Origin of the sequence: Pseudomonas sp. NPDC008258, assembly GCF_042956345.1 — a bacterium.
GTDB lineage: Bacteria > Pseudomonadota > Gammaproteobacteria > Pseudomonadales > Pseudomonadaceae > Aquipseudomonas.
The window spans coordinates 268,440-288,046 of sequence record NZ_JBIBGE010000002.1 but is presented as its reverse complement, the minus strand read 5'-3'; the positions used below and the strand labels follow the sequence as shown (position 1 = coordinate 288,046).

At 61.7% G+C, this 19,607-nt stretch carries 15 protein-coding genes; 5 read left to right on the top strand and 10 right to left on the bottom strand.

Annotated features, from left to right (window positions below):
- Positions 1-16: 16 nt before the first annotated feature.
- From ACFY9W_RS02790 to acs, 4 genes are all read right to left on the bottom strand, one after another.
- The gene (locus ACFY9W_RS02790) at positions 17-715 is read right to left on the bottom strand and encodes an ABC transporter permease subunit (protein ID WP_391125418.1); all 699 of its coding nucleotides are present in this window, start codon (positions 713-715) and stop codon (positions 17-19) included.
- Positions 712-1,401: an ABC transporter permease gene (locus tag ACFY9W_RS02785; protein WP_016488497.1), complete on the bottom strand. Its 690-nt coding sequence runs from the start codon at positions 1,399-1,401 to the stop codon at positions 712-714. Before ACFY9W_RS02785 ends, ACFY9W_RS02790 begins: the two co-directional genes overlap by 4 nt.
- Before the next feature lie 88 nt (positions 1,402-1,489).
- A complete protein-coding gene (locus ACFY9W_RS02780) occupies positions 1,490-2,275 on the bottom strand; it encodes a lysine/arginine/ornithine ABC transporter substrate-binding protein (protein ID WP_391125414.1) in 786 nt (261 codons plus the stop codon).
- A 579-nt stretch (positions 2,276-2,854) separates the two neighbouring features.
- Positions 2,855-4,816 (bottom strand): acetate--CoA ligase, encoded by a 1,962-nt coding sequence (gene acs, locus ACFY9W_RS02775; RefSeq protein WP_391125411.1) that lies wholly within the window; start codon positions 4,814-4,816, stop codon positions 2,855-2,857.
- Between the two features lie 398 nt (positions 4,817-5,214).
- Here acs and ACFY9W_RS02770 point away from each other — a divergent pair, with 398 nt between their 5' ends.
- Positions 5,215-5,469, top strand: a complete 255-nt coding sequence (locus ACFY9W_RS02770; protein ID WP_003254526.1) for a DUF2790 domain-containing protein — start codon at positions 5,215-5,217, stop codon at positions 5,467-5,469.
- Positions 5,470-5,619: 150 nt separating this feature from the next.
- On the opposite strand, the gene ACFY9W_RS02765 is transcribed toward ACFY9W_RS02770, so the two are convergent.
- Positions 5,620-7,179, bottom strand: a complete 1,560-nt coding sequence (locus ACFY9W_RS02765; RefSeq protein WP_391125408.1) for a sigma 54-interacting transcriptional regulator — start codon at positions 7,177-7,179, stop codon at positions 5,620-5,622.
- 255 nt (positions 7,180-7,434) lie between these two features.
- On the opposite strand from ACFY9W_RS02765, the gene phhA reads away from it, so the two are divergent.
- From phhA to ACFY9W_RS02750, 3 genes are all read left to right on the top strand, one after another.
- Positions 7,435-8,223 carry a phenylalanine 4-monooxygenase gene (phhA, locus tag ACFY9W_RS02760; RefSeq protein ID WP_391125405.1) on the top strand — a complete coding sequence of 263 codons (789 nt, stop codon included), beginning with the start codon at positions 7,435-7,437 and terminating at the stop codon, positions 8,221-8,223.
- Between the two features lie 39 nt (positions 8,224-8,262).
- Positions 8,263-8,619, top strand: coding sequence for a 4a-hydroxytetrahydrobiopterin dehydratase (locus tag ACFY9W_RS02755; protein WP_003254532.1), 357 nt, complete (start codon positions 8,263-8,265; stop codon positions 8,617-8,619).
- Positions 8,620-9,029: 410 nt separating this feature from the next.
- Positions 9,030-10,229, top strand: coding sequence for an MFS transporter (locus ACFY9W_RS02750; RefSeq protein WP_391125402.1), 1,200 nt, complete (start codon positions 9,030-9,032; stop codon positions 10,227-10,229).
- Between the two features lie 137 nt (positions 10,230-10,366).
- On the opposite strand, the gene ACFY9W_RS02745 is transcribed toward ACFY9W_RS02750, so the two are convergent.
- Positions 10,367-13,387 carry an FAD-linked oxidase C-terminal domain-containing protein gene (locus ACFY9W_RS02745; RefSeq protein ID WP_391125399.1) on the bottom strand — a complete coding sequence of 1,007 codons (3,021 nt, stop codon included), beginning with the start codon at positions 13,385-13,387 and terminating at the stop codon, positions 10,367-10,369.
- 152 nt (positions 13,388-13,539) lie between these two features.
- Between ACFY9W_RS02745 and ACFY9W_RS02740 the strand changes: the two genes are divergently transcribed.
- Positions 13,540-14,424, top strand: a complete 885-nt coding sequence (locus tag ACFY9W_RS02740; protein WP_391125396.1) for a LysR substrate-binding domain-containing protein — start codon at positions 13,540-13,542, stop codon at positions 14,422-14,424.
- A gap of 176 nt (positions 14,425-14,600) precedes the next feature.
- Here the strand turns inward: ACFY9W_RS02740 and ACFY9W_RS02735 are convergent, their stop codons facing one another.
- From ACFY9W_RS02735 to ACFY9W_RS02720, 4 genes are all read right to left on the bottom strand, one after another.
- Complete coding sequence (locus ACFY9W_RS02735) at positions 14,601-16,019, bottom strand: amino acid permease (protein ID WP_391125393.1); 1,419 nt, start codon at positions 16,017-16,019, stop codon at positions 14,601-14,603.
- 698 nt (positions 16,020-16,717) lie between these two features.
- Positions 16,718-17,785: a 23S rRNA pseudouridine(2605) synthase RluB gene (gene rluB / locus ACFY9W_RS02730; protein ID WP_391125390.1), complete on the bottom strand. Its 1,068-nt coding sequence runs from the start codon at positions 17,783-17,785 to the stop codon at positions 16,718-16,720.
- Between the two features lie 257 nt (positions 17,786-18,042).
- The gene (gene scpB, locus ACFY9W_RS02725) at positions 18,043-18,813 is read right to left on the bottom strand and encodes an SMC-Scp complex subunit ScpB (protein WP_391125387.1); all 771 of its coding nucleotides are present in this window, start codon (positions 18,811-18,813) and stop codon (positions 18,043-18,045) included.
- Positions 18,800-19,525, bottom strand: coding sequence for a segregation/condensation protein A (locus ACFY9W_RS02720; protein ID WP_391125481.1), 726 nt, complete (start codon positions 19,523-19,525; stop codon positions 18,800-18,802). Before ACFY9W_RS02720 ends, scpB begins: the two co-directional genes overlap by 14 nt.
- Positions 19,526-19,607: the final 82 nt, after the last annotated feature.

Below are 19,607 nucleotides of genomic sequence, written 5' to 3'. Positions count from 1 at the left end.
GATTCTCACAAAGCGGTCAGTGCTTGCGCGGCGCCAGGTAGCCGAGCCAGCGGCGTTCGGCCATCTTGAACAGGCGCACCAGGATGAAGGTCAGGCACAGGTAGAACACGCCCGCCGTGATGTAGGCCTCGAAAGGCAGGTAGTACTGGGCGTTGACCGTGCGTGCGGCACCGGTGATGTCGATCAGGGTCACGATCGACGCCAGGCTGGTGGTCTGCAGCATCATGATCACTTCGTTGCTGTACTGCGGCAGTGCCCGGCGCAGGGCCGAAGGCAGCAGGATGCGCCGGTACATTTTCATGCGCGACATGCCCATGGCCTTGGCCGCCTCGATCTCGCCATGGGGCGTGGCCTTGAGGCTGCCGGCAATGATTTCGGCGGTGTAGGCGCTGGTATTGATACCGAACGCCAGGCACGCGCAGAAGGTGGCGCTGGACAGCAGCGGCCAGAGGAAGCTCTCGCGCACCGCTTCGAACTGGGCCAGGCCGTAGTAGATCAGGAACAGCTGTACCAGCATCGGCGTGCCGCGGATCACGTAGGTGTACAGCCAAGCCAGCAGATTGACCACCGGCTGCTTGGACACCCGCATCAGGCCCAGCGGAATGGCCGCCAGCAGGCCGAAGAACAGCGAAATCGCCAGCAACTTGAGGGTGGTCAGCAGGCCACCGAAGTACATCGGCAGCGCCTCCCAGACGACGTTGTAGTCGAAGATCATAGTTCAGCCACCTTGACGCCCACCGAGTAGCGGCGCTCCAGATACTTCAGGGCCAGCAGCGAGACGCTGGTCAGCACCAGGTACAGGGCCGCCACCGCCAGGAAGAAAGTGAAAGGCTCGCGAGTGGCATCGGCCGCCTGCTTGGCCTTGAACATCATGTCCTGCAGGCCGACGACCGAAATCAGCGCGGTGGCCTTGGTCAGCACCAGCCAGTTGTTGGTAAAGCCCGGGATCGCCAGGCGAATCATTTGCGGCACCTGGATGCGGAAGAACACCTGGCGGTTGCTCATGCCATAAGCCACGCCGGCTTCGGCCTGGCCCTTGGGAATACCGAGGAAAGCACCGCGGAAGGTTTCCGACAGGTACGCGCCAAAAATGAAGCCCAGGGTACCGATACCCGCAACCAGCGGGTTCAGGTCGATGTAGTCTTCGTAGCCGAGCAGCGGTGCCACCCGGTTGATGATGTCTTGCCCGCCGTAGAAGATCAGCAGGATCAGGACCAGGTCCGGGATGCCACGGATCACCGTGGAATACAGGTCGCCCAGCCAGGCCAGCCAGCGCACAGGCGACAACCGCAGCGCCACACCGATCAGACCGAGCACGATGGCCAGGGCCATCGACGACAGGGCGAGCTGAAGCGTCAGCCACGCCCCGTCGAGGATGACTGCCCCGTAGCCTTTCAACATGATGAGGTCCTCGACCTAGAGAATGAAAAATGGTGCAAACCTCAGAGCCTCTGCTGTTTGCACCATTGCACAGGTGAAACCCGACGTCTTAGTTCGAGTCTGGACCGTAGATGTCGAAGTTGAAGTACTTCTTCTCGATTTCTTTGTACTTGCCGTTGGCACGAATGGCGTCGATGGCCGCGTTGATGCGGTCGACGTTGGCTTTGTCGCCTTTGCGCACCGCAATACCGATGCCGTCACCGAAGTACTTGGCGTCAGTGAAGGCCGGGCCTACGAACGCAAAGCCCTTGCCGGCGTCGGTCTTGAGGAAACCGTCTTCCAGCAGGGTGGCGTCAGCCACGGTACCGTCCAGGCGACCGGCTGCAACGTCCAGGTAGATTTCGTTCTGGGTGCCGTAAGGCACCACGGTGGCACCTTTGGCGCCCAGTACTTCCTTGGCGAAGCGGTCATGGATCGAGCCGCGCTGCACACCGATCTTCTTGCCCTTCAGTTCATCCAGGCTCTCGCTGACAGCAGTGCCTTCCTTCATCACCAGGCGCGCCGGGGTCAGGTAGTAGCGCTTGGTGAAGTCGACCGACTTCTTGCGGTCTTCGGTGATCGACATGGACGACAGGATGGCGTCGATCTTGCGCACTTTCAGCGCCGGGATAAGGCCGTCGAACTCCTGCTCGACCCAGGTGCACTTGGCTTTCATCTCTTCACACAGGGCGTTGCCGATGTCGTAGTCGAAACCAGCGATACTGCCATCGGGCTGCTTGAAGGCGAAGGGAGGGTAGGCGGCTTCGATGCCGATTTTCAGTGGTTTTTCATCGGCCTGCGACACCAGGGAAAACACGGACAGCGCCAGGGCGCCAAGCAGTGCGAGCTTCTTCATCAGGTAACTCCATCGGTACGGGGCAATACAAGGCAGGTAACAACTGCCCGATATGCGAATGGGTACAACGCGAGCCGCGCAGGGTTCGACCAAGGTCGCAGACCACGAGCGAGTGAGTGGCATTTTAGCGATAGCCCGGTAGTCGATATTTCTTCAAAGCGACAACTACTTACAGAAGCGCCTGAAACCGCTGCGGGCGATGTTGACAGCCAGTGCAAATTATGCAAAAGCGCAAGAAATAGAACCTATAGACCTAGCAATTCCTGGGCCTATTATTGGCAAAGCCTTGTACTACGGCAAGTGCAGCGTGCCGTGTTACACAAAATGGCCGCAGGAATGCACCAAAACAAGCCAGATTTGTTTCCTGGCGCCCCGAACCTGTGCAGGGCCGGTGACAGAACAGTTACCGATGAATGTCGGGTAACAGTAAAGCAAAAACCCCGCCGGTTGCCCGGGCGGGGTTTTCTTTTGGCCTGCACCGATCTGTGTGGGAGCGGGCGCGCCCGCGAAGCAGGCGACACGGTGGATGGCACCGGCTTCGCCGGTGTTCGCGGGCATGCCCGCTCCCACAGACAGAAGTCAGGCCGATGCCAGGTTCATGGCCTTGTGGGTGTCGATCAGGTGTTGCACCACGCCCGGGTCGGCCAGGGTGGAGATATCACCCAGTGCATCGTACTCAGCGGTGGCAATCTTGCGCAGGATGCGGCGCATGATCTTGCCCGAACGGGTTTTCGGCAAACCTGGCGCCCACTGGATCACATCCGGCGAGGCGATCGGGCCGATCTCTTTACGCACCCAGTTCTTCAGTTCCAGGCGCAGCTGCTCGCTGGCCTCGACACCGGCATTGAGCGTGACATACACATAGATGCCCTGGCCCTTGATGTCGTGCGGCACACCCACCACCGCAGCCTCGGCCACTTTCGAATGGGCCACCATGGCGCTTTCGATCTCGGCAGTACCCATGCGGTGGCCGGACACGTTGAGCACATCATCCACGCGACCGGTGATCCAGTAGTAGCCATCCTCGTCGCGGCGCGCGCCGTCGCCGGTGAAGTACATACCACGGAAGGTCTTGAAGTAGGTATCGACGAAACGGTCATGGTCGCCGTACAACGAACGCGACTGGCCCGGCCAGGAGTCGAGGATGACCAGGTTGCCTTCGGCGGCGCCCTCGATCAGGTTGCCCAGGTTGTCCACCAGCGCTGGCACCACACCGAAGAACGGGCGGGTTGCCGAACCCGGCTTGAGGCAGGTGGCGCCTGGCAGCGGGCTGATCAGGATGCCGCCAGTCTCGGTCTGCCACCAGGTATCGACAATAGGGCAACGCTCCTTGCCGACAGTCTTGTAGTACCAGTTCCAGGCCTCGGGGTTGATCGGCTCGCCTACCGAACCCAGCAGGCGCAAGCTGGAGCCGTCAGCGCCTGCAACGGCGGCCTGCCCTTCGGCCATCATGGCGCGAATGGCCGTTGGCGCGGTGTAGAGGATATTGACCTTGTGCTTGTCGACGATTTTCGACACGCGCGTGATATCCGGGTAGTTCGGCACGCCTTCGAACAGCAGCGTGGTGGCGCCGTTGGCCAGCGGGCCATAGACAATGTAGCTGTGGCCGGTAACCCAGCCCACATCGGCGGTGCACCAATAGACTTCGCCCGGGCGATAGTCGAACACCCGCTCGTGGGTCAGCGCGGCATACACCAGGTAACCGCCCGTAGTGTGCAACACGCCCTTCGGCTTACCCGTGGAGCCGGACGTGTAAAGGATGAACAGCGCTTCTTCAGCACCCATTTCCTTCGGTGCGCAGTGGCTGGAGGCCACTTTCATCAAGTCTTCGTACCAGATGTCACGGTGCTGGTGCCAGGCAATGTCGCCACCGGTGCGCTTGCACACGATGATCTTCTGCACGCTGCTGGTTTCAGGATTGGTCAGCGCCAGGTCGACGTTGGCCTTGAGCGGAGTACGACGGCCACCGCGCACGCCTTCGTCGGCGGTGATCACCACCTTGGACTTGCAGTCGATGATGCGACCCGCCAGCGCCTCGGGCGAGAAGCCACCGAACACCACCGAGTGGATCGCACCGATACGGGCACAGGCCAACATGGCGACCACGGCTTCGGGGATCATCGGCATGTAGATGGTAACCACATCACCACGGTGCACGTCCTGGCCACGCAGGGCGTTGGCGAACTTGCAGACCTGCTCGTGCAGTTCACGGTAGGTGATGTTGCGATGTTCGGATGGGTCGTCGCCTTCCCAGATGATTGCCAACTGGTCACCGCGCTCTTCGAGGTGGCGATCCAGGCAGTTGGAGGAAACGTTCAGAGTGCCGTCGGCGAACCATTTGATATCGACGTGGTGGTCGTCGAAGGAGGTCTGCTTGACCTTGGTGAACGGCCTGATCCAGTCGATACGCTGGGCCTGCTCGCGCCAGAAGCCGTCCGGGTTGATCACCGATTGCTGGTACATGGCCTTGTAGGTGGCCTCGTCGGTCAGGGTAGTGGCCGCAACCTCGGGACGAACGGGATACAGTGGAGCCGCACTCATCTGTGTTACCTCGGTGTAATAGTTGTTTTTGTATGGAACCGTTTGTAACTGTACCAGAGCGACAAAAGCCATTCGACGTTGGTAGTAATTTGGTACGCCCGTGCCGGCAAAGCGCTCTGGCATGAGGATTACAGCCTGGGCCACGAAAAAACGGGGAGCTTTACCAGAGGATTGTTACAGATTCTGTCAAAACACTTTATCAAAAGACCCACTGTTTCAGCCTTGGCCACAACCCTAGAATTCACCTCGCCAGCAACGGCAAGGCGATTAACAACTGGTAACAGCCCCCACGAAGGCAAGCGTTAATCTCCCTCTAATCCCGATAGTTAAAACTAGCTGTACTCGCGGCGCCATAAGCGCCGCGTGCCCCCTCACGACCTTAGACAGGTAAATAGAAAATGAAAGCTTTACTGGTATTGGTACTTGGCAGTCTTTGCGGCGCGGCGATGGCCGGCGAAGCCAAAGATGCCGAGCAGATTCCGGTTGAACAGTACAGTTACTCGCAGCACCTGGACATTGCCCGCGTCATTTCCATGAGCGAAGTGCCCAATGTGTGCGAAGTCGTGCCAGCCCGCATGACCTACGAGGACTCCCAGGGCCAGAAGCACATTCTCGAATACCGCGTGATGGGGAACGGCTGCTCCAACGGCTAACCCTTGAGATTGGGGCCCCTGCGGGGCCCTTCGCGGGCTTGCCCGCTCCCACAGGTACTGCACAGTTTTCAAGTACCGTGCAATACCTGTGGGAGCGGGCAAGCCCGCGAAGAATATTGCGCCACATTAACAGGCTATTAATTACCTGCTTTAATCTGCCGACTTGCCCAGGGAGTAATCCCTCAACTTGTTGGCAATCGTGGTATGCGAAACACCCAATCTTTTGCCTAAAGCCCGGCTACTCGGAAACTCCCCCATCAAACTTTCCAGCACCGCTTTTTCAAAGCGCCCGACAATCTGCGAAAGATCCCCCTCCAGCGAAAACTCCCCCAGCGGCTGACGTGCCCCATAGTCCGGCAAACGAATATGCTCGCTTTTAACCACCCCGCCGTCACATAACGAAACTGCCTGGAACAACACGTTTTCCAGCTGCCTTACATTGCCCGGCCAATGGTATTGCCCAAGTTTATCCATCGCCGCCGGCGCCAGGCGCGGCATGGCGCAGCCAATCTGCCGGCTGGCCTGGTCGAGAAAGTGCTGTACCAACCCTTCCAGCCCATCCATGCATTCGCGCAAAGGCGGAATGTGCAGCGACAACACGTTGAGGCGGTGATAAAGGTCTTGCCGGAACTCGCCGCGGGCACAGAGCTCGGACAAGTCCACCTGGGTCGCGCAGATCACCCGCACATCCAGGTACACCTCTTCATCGCTGCCTACCCGACGGAAGCAACCGTCCTGCAGGAAGCGCAGCAGTTTCACCTGCAGCCGCGGGCTCATCTCCCCTACCCCATCAAGGAACAACGTGCCGCCCGCGGTCAGCTCCAGCAGCCCCAGCTTGCCCTCGGCCCGTGCACCTTCGAATGCCCCGGGGCCATAACCGAACAGCTCGGTCTCGGCCATCGACTCAGGCAGCCCGGCACAATTGAGCGCCATCAGTGGCGACTGCCCACGCGGGCTGGCCAGGTGGCAGGCGCGCGCCAGCAGCTCCTTGCCGGTACCGGTCTCGCCCTCGATCAGCAGCGGCGCATCCAGCGGCGCCATGCGCCGCGCCTCACGCACCACGGCAGCCATTACCCGCGAGCTCTGGAAGATGCTGTCAAAACCGCGCAGCTCCTGCTTGCGCACATTGTAGATGCGCTCGCCAATGCGGTCGGCGCGGTGCAGGGTGAGCACGGCGCCAGCCAGCGCCTCGCTGTCATCGTGCTCGGACTGCAGCGGCGCAATATCAGCCAGGAACACGTCGCCCTTGACCTTGATACGCATGCCGTTGATACGCGACTTGTTGGCCCGCACCAGCTCCGGCAGGTCGAAGTCTTCCACATAGCGCGCCAGCGGCATGCCCGGCACCTCGTCCACCCGCACCCCCAGCAGCTGCGCCGCGGTGCGGTTGGCGGCGACAATGCTGCCGCCCATGTCGATCGACAGCACCGGGAAGTCCAGCGCACCCAGCAGCGCGTTCAGCTCCATGTGCCGGCGCTCGCTGGGCATCAGCCCTACGCGCTTGACCCCAAACACCCCGGCAATCGCTTCGAACTTAGGGCGCAACGCCTGGAACTGCAGGTTGATCAGGTTCGGGCAATGCAGGTAGATGGCGTTGCCATGGTCACCGCCCACCTCGCCGCGCAGCACGTTGATGCCGTACTCCACCAGCAGGTTGAGGATATCGCGCAGGATGCCAATGCGGTTCTGGCAATGCACTTTGATACGCATGAGGGCTCTCGAAGCGCCAATGTTTTTCAACACCGCGCAGAAAATTCGTAAAGATAAGCTGACAAAAACAGGGAAAGCATCAGCCAGATGCCTCGTATTTTCCGACACTTGGGCGCTTTTGTAAAATTATCGTTACAAAAGCAGGGGCAAAGGTTCGCACCAAGGCGGGCGCTCCATCGTGCAAACCGACCTGGGCAAGGATATTACTTAGGCATGTCCTGCACATAACAAGAAAGCCCTCACCAGGAGAGCCACATGAAACAGACGCAATACGTGGCACGCGAGCCCGATGCGCATGGTTTTATCGATTACCCGCAGCAAGAGCATGCGGTATGGAACACCCTGATCACTCGCCAGTTGAAAGTGATCGAGGGTCGTGCCTGCCAGGAATATCTGGACGGCATCGACCAGCTCAACCTGCCGCATGACCGTGTTCCGCAACTGGGCGAAGTCAACAAGGTGCTGGGTGCCACCACCGGCTGGCAGGTTGCCCGGGTACCGGCACTGATCCCCTTCCAGACCTTCTTCGAACTGCTGGCCAGCAAGCGCTTTCCGGTCGCCACCTTCATCCGCACCCCGGAAGAGCTGGACTACCTGCAAGAGCCCGATATCTTCCACGAAATCTTCGGCCACTGCCCGCTGCTGACCAACCCGTGGTTCGCTGAATTCACCCACACCTACGGCAAGCTCGGCCTGGCGGCGACCAAGGAACAACGCGTGTACCTGGCGCGGCTGTACTGGATGACCATCGAGTTTGGCCTGATGGAAACCCCGCAGGGTCGCAAGATCTATGGCGGCGGCATCCTCTCGTCGCCGAAAGAGACCGTCTACAGTCTGTCTGGTGAGCCCGAACATCAGGCTTTCGACCCGATCGAGGCCATGCGTACGCCGTATCGCATCGACATCCTGCAGCCGGTGTATTTCGTGCTGCCGAACATGAAGCGCCTGTTCGACCTGGCCCACGAAGACATCATGGGCATGGTCCACAAAGCCATGCAGCTGGGCCTGCACGCACCGAAATTTCCACCCAAGGTCGCCGCCTGAGCGACCTTGCCGATAACAACTCGAACCGGAAAACACCCCATGAATGCCTTGAACCAAGCCCATTGCGAAGCCTGCCGCGCCGACGCGCCAAAAGTCACCGACGAAGAGCTGGCCGAGCTGATTCGCGAAATCCCGGACTGGAACATCGAAGTACGTGACGGCCACATGGAGCTGGAGCGCGTGTTCCTGTTCAAGAACTTCAAGCACGCCCTGGCGTTCACCAATGCCGTAGGCGAAATCGCCGAGGCCGAAGGCCACCACCCGGGGCTGCTGACCGAGTGGGGCAAGGTCACCGTGACCTGGTGGAGCCACTCGATCAAAGGCCTGCACCGCAATGACTTCATCATGTGCGCACGCACTGACAAGGTGGCGGAAACGGCCGAAGGCCGTAAGTAAGCACTGAAAAACGGGGCCCGGCGGCCCCATTTTTTATGGAAAAAATGTCCGCTGTTCGCCCGCAAAACCGACAAGCGACCGGTAAAAAATCCAAACTGTCATCCAGACTTGTGTATCCTGCCCGAGCTTTGCGAAGCTTCAACCGCGCCTGGCGCAGACTTTTCACTCACACTTGCGAGGAACGACGAGATGCACGAAATCCCGAATCTTCCCTTCCCAAGCTTGAACCCAGAAGAGCCATCCGTGACCGTTCACGCCGAACCGGCAGCTGCCGTCGAGCAGGATGGTGACGATCAATCCAGCGCTGACCAGGAATAAACCGCGCAACCTCCGACAGTGTGAAAACGGCTGACCTGCGGGCTACCCCCGTCATCACGTTTTCACACTGCCCAGAACCCACGTAGGCCCCCATGCCCGACTCACCGCGCCCCCTTGCGGTCACCCTGCAAGTCGTTTCCATCGTCCTCTTCACCTTCATCGGCTACCTGAACATCGGCATTCCGCTGGCCGTGCTGCCTGGCTATGTGCACAACGACCTGGGCTTCAGCACCGTGGTTGCAGGCCTTGTGATCAGCGTGCAATACCTGGCCACCCTGCTCAGCCGCCCCACCGCCAGCCGCATCATCGACAACCACGGCAGCAAGAAGGCCGTCATGTATGGCCTGGCCGGCTGCGGGCTTAGCGGGGTGTTCATGCTGGCGTGCGCCTTCCTCACTCACCTGCCCTGGCTGAGCCTGACCTGCCTGCTGGTTGGCCGCCTGGTGCTGGGCAGCGCCGAAAGCCTGGTGGGGTCGGGGTCGATTGGCTGGGGGATTGGCCGGGTGGGGGCAGAAAACACCGCCAAGGTCATCTCATGGAACGGCATCGCCAGTTACGGCGCGCTGGCCATCGGCGCTCCGCTGGGCGTGCTGATGGTCAAGAGCCTTGGGCTGTGGAGCATGGGCGTGAGTATCATGCTGTTGTGCATCCTTGGCCTGCTGCTGGCCTGGCCGAAGCAGGCTGCGCCCATCGTCAGTGGTGTACGGCTGCCGTTCCTGCGGGTGCTGGGCAAGGTGTTCCCGCATGGCTCGGGGCTGGCGCTGGGGTCGATCGGTTTTGGCACCATCGCCACGTTCATCACCCTGTATTACGCAAGCCGCGGCTGGACCAATGCGGCGCTGACCCTGAGCCTGTTTGGCGCCAGCTTCATCAGTGCGCGACTGCTGTTTGGCAACCTGATCAACCGCATAGGCGGGTTCCGGGTGGCGATTGCCTGCCTGTCGGTGGAAACACTGGGGTTGTTGATGCTGTGGCTGGCGCCCAGTGCCGAGCTGGCACTGGCGGGGGCAGCGCTGAGCGGGTTTGGTTTCTCGCTGGTGTTCCCGGCGCTGGGTGTGGAGGCGGTGAACCAGGTGTCAGCGGCCAACCGCGGGGCGGCGGTGGGGGCGTATTCACTGTTCATCGATTTGTCGCTGGGGGTGACCGGGCCACTGGTGGGCGCGGTGGCAGCGGGGTTCGGGTTTGCTTCGATGTTTCTGTTTGCGGCGGGGGCGGCGGGTTGTGGGTTGGTGTTGAGCCTGCACCTGTACAGACAGGCTCGGCGACATCGAGATCGCGTAGCAGAAGCCTGAGTATTGTGCTGCCTGTGCCGGCCCTTTCGCGGGCACGCCCGCTCCCACAGGGACCGCGTTAGGCATGGCTGACGCGCACCCTGTAGGAGCTGGCTTGCCTGCGATGGGCTGCGAAGCAGCCCCTGAGGCCCTCAAGGTCAACGCTGGGCGTACTGCAACACCACTTCCAGCGGGTGGCGCATCTTGCGCTCGGTCATGCGCTTGACCTGGCTACGGCACGAATAACCGGTCGCCAGCGGCTCCCCTTCCTTGTCCAGCTTGGTCGCCCAGCTTTGCTCGAAGATGGTCCGTGAGGTGTCCTGGTTACGCGCCTCGTGCCCGTAAGTACCCGACATACCGCAGCACCCCGTCGCCTCGGTCACCAGCTTCAGGCCCATGCGGGCAAACACCTGCTCCCACTGCCTGGTGCTGGCCGGCACGTTGGTCTTCTCGGTGCAGTGCGCCATCAGGCGGAAGTTGCCCGGTGCAGTCGGCGCCTGCTCGGGCAGCACATCCATCAACCACTCCTGTGGCAACAGCACTTTCGGGCAACCGTCCAGCCCTGGCACCTTCTGGTATTCCTGGCGGTACACCAGGGTCATCGCCGGGTCCAGGCCCACCAGTGGCACGCCGCAGTCGGCCAAGGCCTTGAGCTGGGTAGCGTTACGGATCGCCGCCTTGGCGAACGCCCCCAGGAAGCCCTGCACGTGCAGTGGCTTGCCGTTGGCACTGTACGGTGCCAGGTACACCCGGTGGCCCAGGCGGTGGGCCAGGTCGATGAAGGCCGACAGCAGCGGCGTTTCGAAATAGCGGGTGAAAGCGTCCTGCACCAGCACGATGCTGCGCTCGCGCTGGGCCGGGGTCAGTTCACGCAGGGCCGGCACGCTGGCCACGCCGACACGGCAACGGGTCAGGGTGGCCTGGAAGTTGAAGCGGCTGATCAGCGGGCTGTCGACCATGCCGATCTTGTCTGCCAGCAGCTTGCTGACCCACTTCGAACCCATTACCGCGTTGTACAGCCCCGGCGCATGGGCCATGTACGGGATGGTGAACTCCAGCGAACCGATCAGGTAATCACGCAGCGGGCGCTGGTAGCGGCCGTGGTACAGCTCAAGGAAGCGCGAGCGGAAGTCCGGCACATTGACCTTGATCGGGCACTGCCCGGCGCACGACTTGCACGCCAGGCAGCCAGCCATGGCGTCGTATACCTCATGGGAGAAGTCTTCCTGGCCCTGGCTGCGTGCGCGGTTGTTGCGCAGGCGCGCTGGCAGGCCTTTGAGCCACGAAACCTTGTTGCGTGCCGCAGCCAGCACGTCGATGTTCGCCTCGCCCTGCAGGCGCAGCCATTCACGCATCAGCGAAGCACGGCCCTTGGGCGAGTGCTGGCGTTCACGGGTGGCCTTCCACGACGGGCACATGGCGTCGTTGGGGTCATAGTTGTAGCAGGCGCCGTTCCCGTTGCAGTGCACGGCGCTGGGGAAGTCCTGCCACACACGCTCGTCGATGGTGCGGTCCAGGTCGCCGCGCAGGGTAACGCCATCGACCGGGGTAAGGCCCTCGGCACTGTCTGGCGGGGTGCAGATCTTGCCTGGGTTGAGCTGGTTGTGCGGGTCGAACGCGCCCTTCAGGCGCTGCAGCGCCGGGTACAGCTCGCCGAAGTACTCCGGCACGTATTCCGAGCGCAGGCCTTTGCCGTGCTCGCCCCACAGCAGGCCGCCATAGCTTTTGGTCAGGGCCGCCACCGCATCGGAAATCGGCTTGACCAGCGCTGCCTGGGCCGGGTCTTTCATGTCCAGCGCCGGGCGCACGTGCAGCACGCCGGCATCGACGTGGCCGAACATGCCATAGGCCAGGCCGTAGCCATCGAGCAAGGCACGGAAGTCGGCAATGTAGTCGGCCAGTTGTTCCGGCGGTACAGCCGTGTCTTCCACGAACGGCTGCGGGCGCACTTCGCCCTCGACGTTGCCCAGCAGCCCTACCGAGCGTTTGCGCATGACGTAGACACGGGTAACCGCCTCGGCACCTTCAGCCAGGGTGTGCCCCAGGCGCTCGACGCTGGTGTCCGATTGCAAGTGTTCGACAAAGGCCTGCACCCGGGCATTGACCTCGGCCGGCTCGTCGCCGCAGAACTCCACCAGGTTGATGCCCAGGGTCGGGCGCTCGGGGTCGGCCGGGAAATACTCGGCCACGCTGTGCCAGACGATGTCCTTCATCGCCAGCATCAGCACCTTGGAGTCCACCGTCTCGATCGACAGCGGCTTGTGCGCCATCAGCGCGTTGGCGTCACGCAGGGCGTCCATGAAGCTGGTGTAGCGCACGTTGACCAGCACGGCGTACTTGGGAATCGGCAGCACGTTGAGCTTGGCTTCGACCACATAACCCAGCGACCCCTCGGCACCGCACAGCACGCTGTTGAGGTTGAAACGGCCCTGCTCGTCGCGCAGGTGCGCCAGGTCGTAGCCGGTCAGGCAGCGGTTGAGCTTGGGGAACGTGGTTTCGATCAGTTCGGCCTGGTTTTCCTGAATGTCACGCGCCATGCGGTACACCTCGCCGACCCGGCCGGGCGCGGCGCAGGCCTGCTCCAGCGCGGCATCGTCGATCGGCAGGCTGTGCAGGCGTTCGCCACCCAGCAGCACGCTGTGCAGTTCCAGCACGTGGTCGCGGGTTTTGCCATAGGTGCAGCTGCCCTGGCCGCTGGCGTCGGTGTTGATCATGCCGCCGACGGTGGCGCGGTTGGAGGTGGACAACTCAGGGGCAAAGAACAGGCCGTGCGGCTTGAGCGCGGCATTGAGCTGGTCTTTCACCGTACCCGCCTGCACCCGCACCCAACGCTCCTCGACGTTGATTTCGAGAATCTTGTTCATGTGCCGCGACAGGTCGACGACAATGCCGTCGGTGAGCGACTGGCCGTTGGTGCCGGTGCCGCCACCGCGCGGGGTCAGCTTGACATCCCGGAAGCGCGCCTCGCCCATCAGCGTGGCAACCCGAGCCACATCGTCGGCGTCCAGCGGGAACACCGCCGCCTGTGGCAAGCGCTGGTAGATCGAGTTGTCGGTGGCCAGCACCGTGCGGGTGCCGTAGTCGGCACTGATCTGGCCACGGAAGCCGCTGTTGCGCAGGGCTTCGAGGAATTCGGGGTAGTTGGCGCTTGGCGCAAGGGTCGACAGCTGGGCGATCATCGAAGGATGGCCTCTTGATATTGGCTAATTCACGGGATTCCTGTCGCACCCGCATGGGTGTTGCCATGCGGGGATGACGTATAGGCCAATGTTCCTGTAGTTTCGCTTCAGGGGCAAACGGATAATCCTGCCGCTATCAATGACTTTTATGAATGAATTACCGCCACCTGACACCATCCATGTCGCTGCTGCTGGCATTCGAGGCCGCCGCCCGGCATGAAAGCTATACCCGCGCAGCTGCCGAACTGTCGCTGACCCAGAGCGCGGTCAGCCGCCAGGTACAGGCGCTGGAACAGCAACTGGGCCTGACCCTGTTCCGCCGCGAAGGCCGCCAGGTACAGCTGACCGATGTCGGCCGCCTGTACCAGCGCGAACTCAGCGAGGCACTGGGGCGCATCCGCAGCGCCACCCTGCAGGCCCTGGCCTACCAGTCGGGGGTAGGCACCTTGCGCCTGGCCACCCTGCCCACGTTTGGCTCCAAATGGTTGTTGCCGCGCCTGCATGCGTTCTACGGCGCCCACCCGGGCATGCTGGTGCACATTCATTCACGCATCGAAGCCATCAACTTCGATACCAGTGAGATCGACGCTGCCATCGGCGTAGCCAGCCACGACCTGCCGGGGCTGATCTGCCATCGCCTGCATGCCGAAGAACTGGTGGTGATCCTGCCAACGGAGGCCGGTGCGGATAGCCAAGGCTGGAACCCGGCAAGGATCAGTGAAGAGGTGCTGTTGAATGTGGCCAATAACCCGCACGCCTGGGGCGAGTGGTTCTCGCACCATGGCCTGCCGCACCGGTCGATGCGCCTGGGGCCGAGCTTCGAGCTGACCTCACACCTGATCCAGGCGGTACGGGCCGGGATTGGTATCGGGCTGGTGCCACGCATACTGGTGGAGGAGGAGTTGGCAAAAGGTGAGCTTTACAGTCCCGGGGTGGCGTTTGCCAGCCAGCGCAGTTATTACCTGATCTACCCGCCGCGCAATGAGGCATTGCCTTCTTTGCGGGCATTCAGGGGGTGGTTGCTGGAGCAGATCTGAGTTTTTGCCTGTGCCGGCCTCTTCGCGGGCACGCCCGCTCCCACAGGTTAAGCGCTGCCTCGGGTCCAGTGATTTCCCTGTGGGAGCGGGCTTGCCCGCGAAAAGGCCGGCACAGGCATTAAAAAACCCGAAGCCAGTCACCTGTCTTCGGGTTTCTTCCTATTGCATTGAGCAACTTACTTGGCTACGTGACCCGCAGCCCCACCGGCATTCACCCGGCGACGCGGCTTGACCATGTAGACCACAAACATGCCGAACAGCCAGACTGGCATCACATAAACCGAAACCTGAATGCCCGGGATCATCAGCATGATGCCAAGGATCAGCACCACGAAGGCAAGCACCACATAGTTACCGTAGGGGTACCACAGCGCCTTGAACAGCGGCTTCTGGCCGGTACGGTCCAGGTGCTGGCGGAACTTCAGGTGCGAGTAGCTGATCATCGCCCAGTTGATCACCAGGGTTGCCACTACCAGCGACATCAGCAGCTCAAGGGCGTTCTGCGGCATCAGGTAGTTGAGCAGTACGGCAACAAAGGTAAAGGTAGCCGACACCAGGATCGAACGCACTGGCACGCCACGTTTGTCGACCTTGGCCAGCGACGCCGGGGCATCGCCCTGCTCGGCCATGCCCAGCAACATGCGGGCGTTGCAGTAGGTGCCACTGTTGTACACCGACAGCGCGGCGGTCAGGACCACGAAGTTCAGCAGGTGGGCAGCAACGTCACTGCCCAGCAGCGAGAACACCTGCACGAACGGGCTGCTGCCATAGCTGCCACCCGAGGCATCGATGCTGGCAACCAGGTTGTCCCATGGCGTCAACGACAGCAATACCACCAAGGCGCCCACGTAGAAGATCAGGATGCGCCAGATGACCTGGTTGATCGCCTTGGGGATCACGCTCTTCGGCTTGTCGGCCTCGGCAGCGGTGAAGCCAAGCATCTCCAGGCCGCCGAAGGAGAACATGATGAACGCCAGGGCCATCACCAGCCCGCTGACACCGTTGGGGAAGAAGCCGCCATGTGACCACAGGTTGGCGATGGTGGCGTCCGGGCCGCCGCTGCCGCTGGTGAGCAGGTAGGCACCCAGGCCGATCATGCTGACGATGGCGACGACTTTGATGATGGCAAACCAGAATTCGGCTTCGCCGAAGAACTTCACGTTCATCAGGTTGATGGCGTTGATCAGCACGAAGAACGCTGCCGCCGTGACCCAGGTAGGGATCTCTGGCCACCAGTAGTGGACATACTTGCCAACTGCAGAAAGTTCCGACATGCCCACCAGGATGTACAGCACCCAGCAGTTCCAGCCCGACAGGAAGCCGGCGAAACCGCCCCAGTAGGTGTGGGCAAAGTGGCTGAACGAGCCGGCCACCGGCTCTTCGACAATCATTTCGCCAAGCTGGCGCATGATCATGAAGGCGATGAAGCCGCAGATGGCGTAGCCAAGGATCATCGACGGGCCAGCGGATTTCATCACGCCTGCCGAGCCGAGGAACAGGCCGGTACCAATCGCACCGCCGAGGGCGATCAACTGGATGTGGCGGTTCTTCAGGCCCCGCTTTAGCTCGCCTGAATGCATGTTTTGTCCACTCATGAACGAAGTCACCTGCATTGTTTTTATCTGTGACGGAATCGGACCCACCGCGCTCGTGGCGCAGCGGAATGGGCAAGGTGGTTACCTTGGGTTTCCTGACCTCAGGTGCCGCCGGGGCGGATCAACCGGGCGTGATCAAGAGTGCGCTGTACGCAAAAGGGGTCACAGGTAAAACGCGGCGCATTGTATACCCCAGTGCGCAGGCGTCAACGCGCCGCACCGTTTCCGAAGGAAAAGCGCAGCGGTCCTGTGGTGCAGGGCCTTGAAAGGCGAAGTGATCGGCGTACATGGCGCCTCCATTTGTTGTTTTGTCAGCCAGGCTCTGTGGACGGGCTCTTGCACACGGCAATGGCGGCTATAACACCGTGTAGACGGGGGTTTGGGCAAGGGTGGGTGAGGCCGGGGCGGCTGGTTTTGCACATCGGCGACGGCAAGGTTTGTTTACACGGTTCGGTCAAATCTGGAATCAGGGCTGAAATAGCCCGCCTTTGTATAAATTTCTTTACAAGCCGGTTCAAGAACTTGCCAGTCGTCCGAAATATTCTTTTGCTTCAATATCTTGGGGCCGCACAATGGCCGCACTTGTGACGACCCTGTGGGAGCTGGCTTGCCGGCGATGGGCTGCAAAGCAGCCCCAAATTCTTACAGGCATAAAAAAACCAGTCCGAAGACTGGTTTCTTGTTACCGCGCTGGCCAATCAGCCACGCGGCTTGCCGCGGCCGCGGCCTGCCGGTTTGTCACCATCGGGCTTGCCCGGGCGCTTGCGCATCTCGCTCGGGCGCTCGGCCACGGTGCTGCCACGGGTGTTCTTGCGCGGGGCCTCTTCACGCGGCTGACGCGCAGGGCGTTCGCCACCAGCGGCACCTTCGTGGGCCGGGCGCAGGTTGCGTACGCGCTCGCCACGGCCCAGCGGGCGGGTCGACTTGCGCTGCAGGCGCTCCATCTTGTCCTTGGCCTTGAGCTTCATGGCCGGCAGCGCTACCGGCTGCAGCCCCACTTCAGCGGCCAGGATGTCGATTTCGCCCTGGCTCATTTCACGCCAGCGGCCCATCGGCAGGTCGGAGTTGAGGAACACCGGGCCAAAACGCACGCGCTTCAGGCGGCTGACAACCATGCCCTGGGATTCCCACAGGCGACGCACTTCACGGTTACGGCCTTCCATCACCACGCAGTGGTACCAGTGGTTGAAGCCTTCGCCACCTGGCGCCTTCTGGATGTCGGTGAACTTGGCCGGGCCGTCTTCCAGCATCACGCCGGCTTTCAGGCGCTCGATCATCTCGTCGTCGACTTCACCACGCACACGTACCGCATACTCACGGTCCATCTCGTAGGACGGGTGCATCAGGCGGTTGGCCAGCTCACCGTCTGTGGTGAACAGCAACAGGCCAGTGGTGTTGATGTCGAGGCGGCCAATGTTGATCCAGCGGCCTTCTTTTGGCCGTGGCAGGCGGTCGAACACGGTCGGGCGGCCTTCCGGGTCGTCACGGGTGCAGATTTCACCGTCGGGCTTGTTGTACATGATCACCCGGCGAGTGGCCTCGGCGGCCTCTTCGCGCTTGATCAGCTTGCCGTCTACGGCAATGGCATCATGCAGGTCGACACGTTGGCCAAGGGTGGCCTCGACGCCGTTGACCTTGATGCGGCCCTGGCTGATCCAGGCCTCGACGTCACGGCGCGAGCCCACGCCAATGCGTGCCAGCACTTTCTGCAGCTTTTCGCCGGATGGAGGGGTGATTTCGGTATCTTGCAGGTCTTGCTCACTCATCTGGGCACCTCCCGGTGTAGGAATGAAAAAGGGGTTTCTGGCGACGGAAGCGCCAAAAGGCCGCGCATCATACGCGGTTCGGCGGGGGAACGCACTGCAGATTAGAGGGTTTTGTGGGCATTGGCGGGGGTTTCTGCCTAATGGTGATGCATCGGCAGCACCGGCCCTTTCGCGGGCACGCCCGCTCCCACAGAGATATCACAGGACCTGTGGGAGCGGGCGTGCCCGCGAAGAGGCCGGCACAGGCACCCGCAAAATCAGGGCTGTACCTTGCCCTCTTCTTCCACAGAGGCCGCAGGCTCTTCTTCACGCAAATCATCGAAATCAGTCTTCAGGCCCTCTTCCATGGCATCCAGCTCCACCAACAGGCTACGGAAGCTGGTCTCCTCCTTCGGCTCCGCGACTTCCTCTTCTTCCCCAATGCTGGCATCGGCCAATGCCTGCAAGTGCACCGGTACCGGCGCGTCATCCGGGTCGAGCAGCGGCTCCGGCTCCATTTCGCGCAGCTCGGCCAAGGCTGGCAGCTCATCCAGGCTCTTGAGGTTGAAGTGGTCGAGAAACGCCTTGGTGGTGGCAAACATCGCCGGCCGCCCGGGCACCTCGCGGTAGCCCACCACACGGATCCACTCACGCTCCATCATGGTCTTGATGATGTTGCTGTTCACCGCCACACCCCGCACATCCTCGATCTCGCCACGGGTAATGGGCTGGCGATAGGCAATCAGGGCCAAGGTTTCGAGCAATGCACGCGAATAACGTTGCGGGCGCTCTTCCCACAGGCGCCCGACCCAGGGCGCATAGTCTTCGCGGATCTGCAGGCGGTAGCCGCTTGCCACTTCCTTGAGTTCGAAAGCACGGCCGCTGCATGACTTGCCCAGTACCTCAAGGGCCTTCTTGAACACGCCGGGCTCGGGGCGCTCAGCCTCTTCAAGCAACTCGTACAGGCGCTCCAGGGATTGCGGTTTGCCCGAAGCCAGCAAAAAAGCTTCGATCAGCGACGCCAGGTCGCGGGGGTCATTCAGGTTCATCAGGTTCTTCAACAACCGCTGGGCGAAGCCGCACATGAATGGCGGCGAAAGGTTCATTCTGCACCAGTTCGATCAGCGATTCCTTCACCAGCTCGAGAATCGCCATGAAGGTCACCACCACACCCAGCTTGCCCTCTTCGGCGGCAAACAGCTCGACGAACGGCACAAAAGCGCCGCCCTTGAGGCGCTCCAGCACCTGGCTCATGCGCTCGCGTGTAGACAACGTTTCACGGCTGATCTGGTGGCTTTCGAACAGGTCGTTGCGGCGCATCACCTCGGCCATGGACATCAGCAGCTCTTCCAGGCTTACCTGCGGCAACAACTTGCGCACCTTGGCCTGCGGTGCTTCCAGGCGTGGCACCACGACGTCGCGGCCCACCCGCGGCAGTTCGTCGATACCCTCGGCAGCAGCCTTGAAGCGCTCGTACTCCTGCAGGCGGCGGATCAGTTCGGCCCGCGGATCGCCCTCCTCCTCCTCGACCTCGGCCGAACGTGGCAGCAGCATGCGCGACTTGATCTCGGCGAGCATGGCGGCCATCACCAGGTATTCGGCGGCCAGCTCCAGGCGCACACTTTTCATCAGCTCCACGTAGCCCATGTACTGGCGGGTAATTTCTGCCACGGGGATGTCGAGGATGTCGATGTTCTGCTTGCGAATCAGGTACAGCAACAAGTCCAGCGGGCCTTCGAAGGCTTCGAGGATGACCTCCAGGGCATCTGGCGGGATGTAGAGGTCCAGCGGCAGCTCGGTCACGGCTTCGCCATAGACCAGGGCCAGTTGCAGCTGTCGGGGC

Excerpts from the sequence above, each read along its gene's own strand:
- phhA (WP_391125405.1), top strand. The coding sequence starts at position 7,435 with ATGAAACAGACGCAATACGTGGCACGCGAGCCCGATGCGCATGGTTTT.
- ACFY9W_RS02735 (WP_391125393.1), bottom strand. The coding sequence starts at position 16,019 with ATGAGTGGACAAAACATGCATTCAGGCGAGCTAAAGCGGGGCCTGAAG.
- ACFY9W_RS02780 (WP_391125414.1), bottom strand. The coding sequence starts at position 2,275 with ATGAAGAAGCTCGCACTGCTTGGCGCCCTGGCGCTGTCCGTGTTTTCC.
- ACFY9W_RS02750 (WP_391125402.1), top strand. The coding sequence starts at position 9,030 with ATGCCCGACTCACCGCGCCCCCTTGCGGTCACCCTGCAAGTCGTTTCC.
- ACFY9W_RS02755 (WP_003254532.1), top strand. The coding sequence starts at position 8,263 with ATGAATGCCTTGAACCAAGCCCATTGCGAAGCCTGCCGCGCCGACGCG.
- rluB (WP_391125390.1), bottom strand. The coding sequence starts at position 17,785 with ATGAGTGAGCAAGACCTGCAAGATACCGAAATCACCCCTCCATCCGGC.
- ACFY9W_RS02770 (WP_003254526.1), top strand. The coding sequence starts at position 5,215 with ATGAAAGCTTTACTGGTATTGGTACTTGGCAGTCTTTGCGGCGCGGCG.
- ACFY9W_RS02765 (WP_391125408.1), bottom strand. The coding sequence starts at position 7,179 with ATGCGTATCAAAGTGCATTGCCAGAACCGCATTGGCATCCTGCGCGAT.
- acs (WP_391125411.1), bottom strand. The coding sequence starts at position 4,816 with ATGAGTGCGGCTCCACTGTATCCCGTTCGTCCCGAGGTTGCGGCCACT.
- scpB (WP_391125387.1), bottom strand. The coding sequence starts at position 18,813 with ATGAACCTGAATGACCCCCGCGACCTGGCGTCGCTGATCGAAGCTTTT.
- ACFY9W_RS02785 (WP_016488497.1), bottom strand. The coding sequence starts at position 1,401 with ATGTTGAAAGGCTACGGGGCAGTCATCCTCGACGGGGCGTGGCTGACG.
- ACFY9W_RS02745 (WP_391125399.1), bottom strand. The coding sequence starts at position 13,387 with ATGATCGCCCAGCTGTCGACCCTTGCGCCAAGCGCCAACTACCCCGAA.
- ACFY9W_RS02790 (WP_391125418.1), bottom strand. The coding sequence starts at position 715 with ATGATCTTCGACTACAACGTCGTCTGGGAGGCGCTGCCGATGTACTTC.
- ACFY9W_RS02740 (WP_391125396.1), top strand. The coding sequence starts at position 13,540 with ATGAATTACCGCCACCTGACACCATCCATGTCGCTGCTGCTGGCATTC.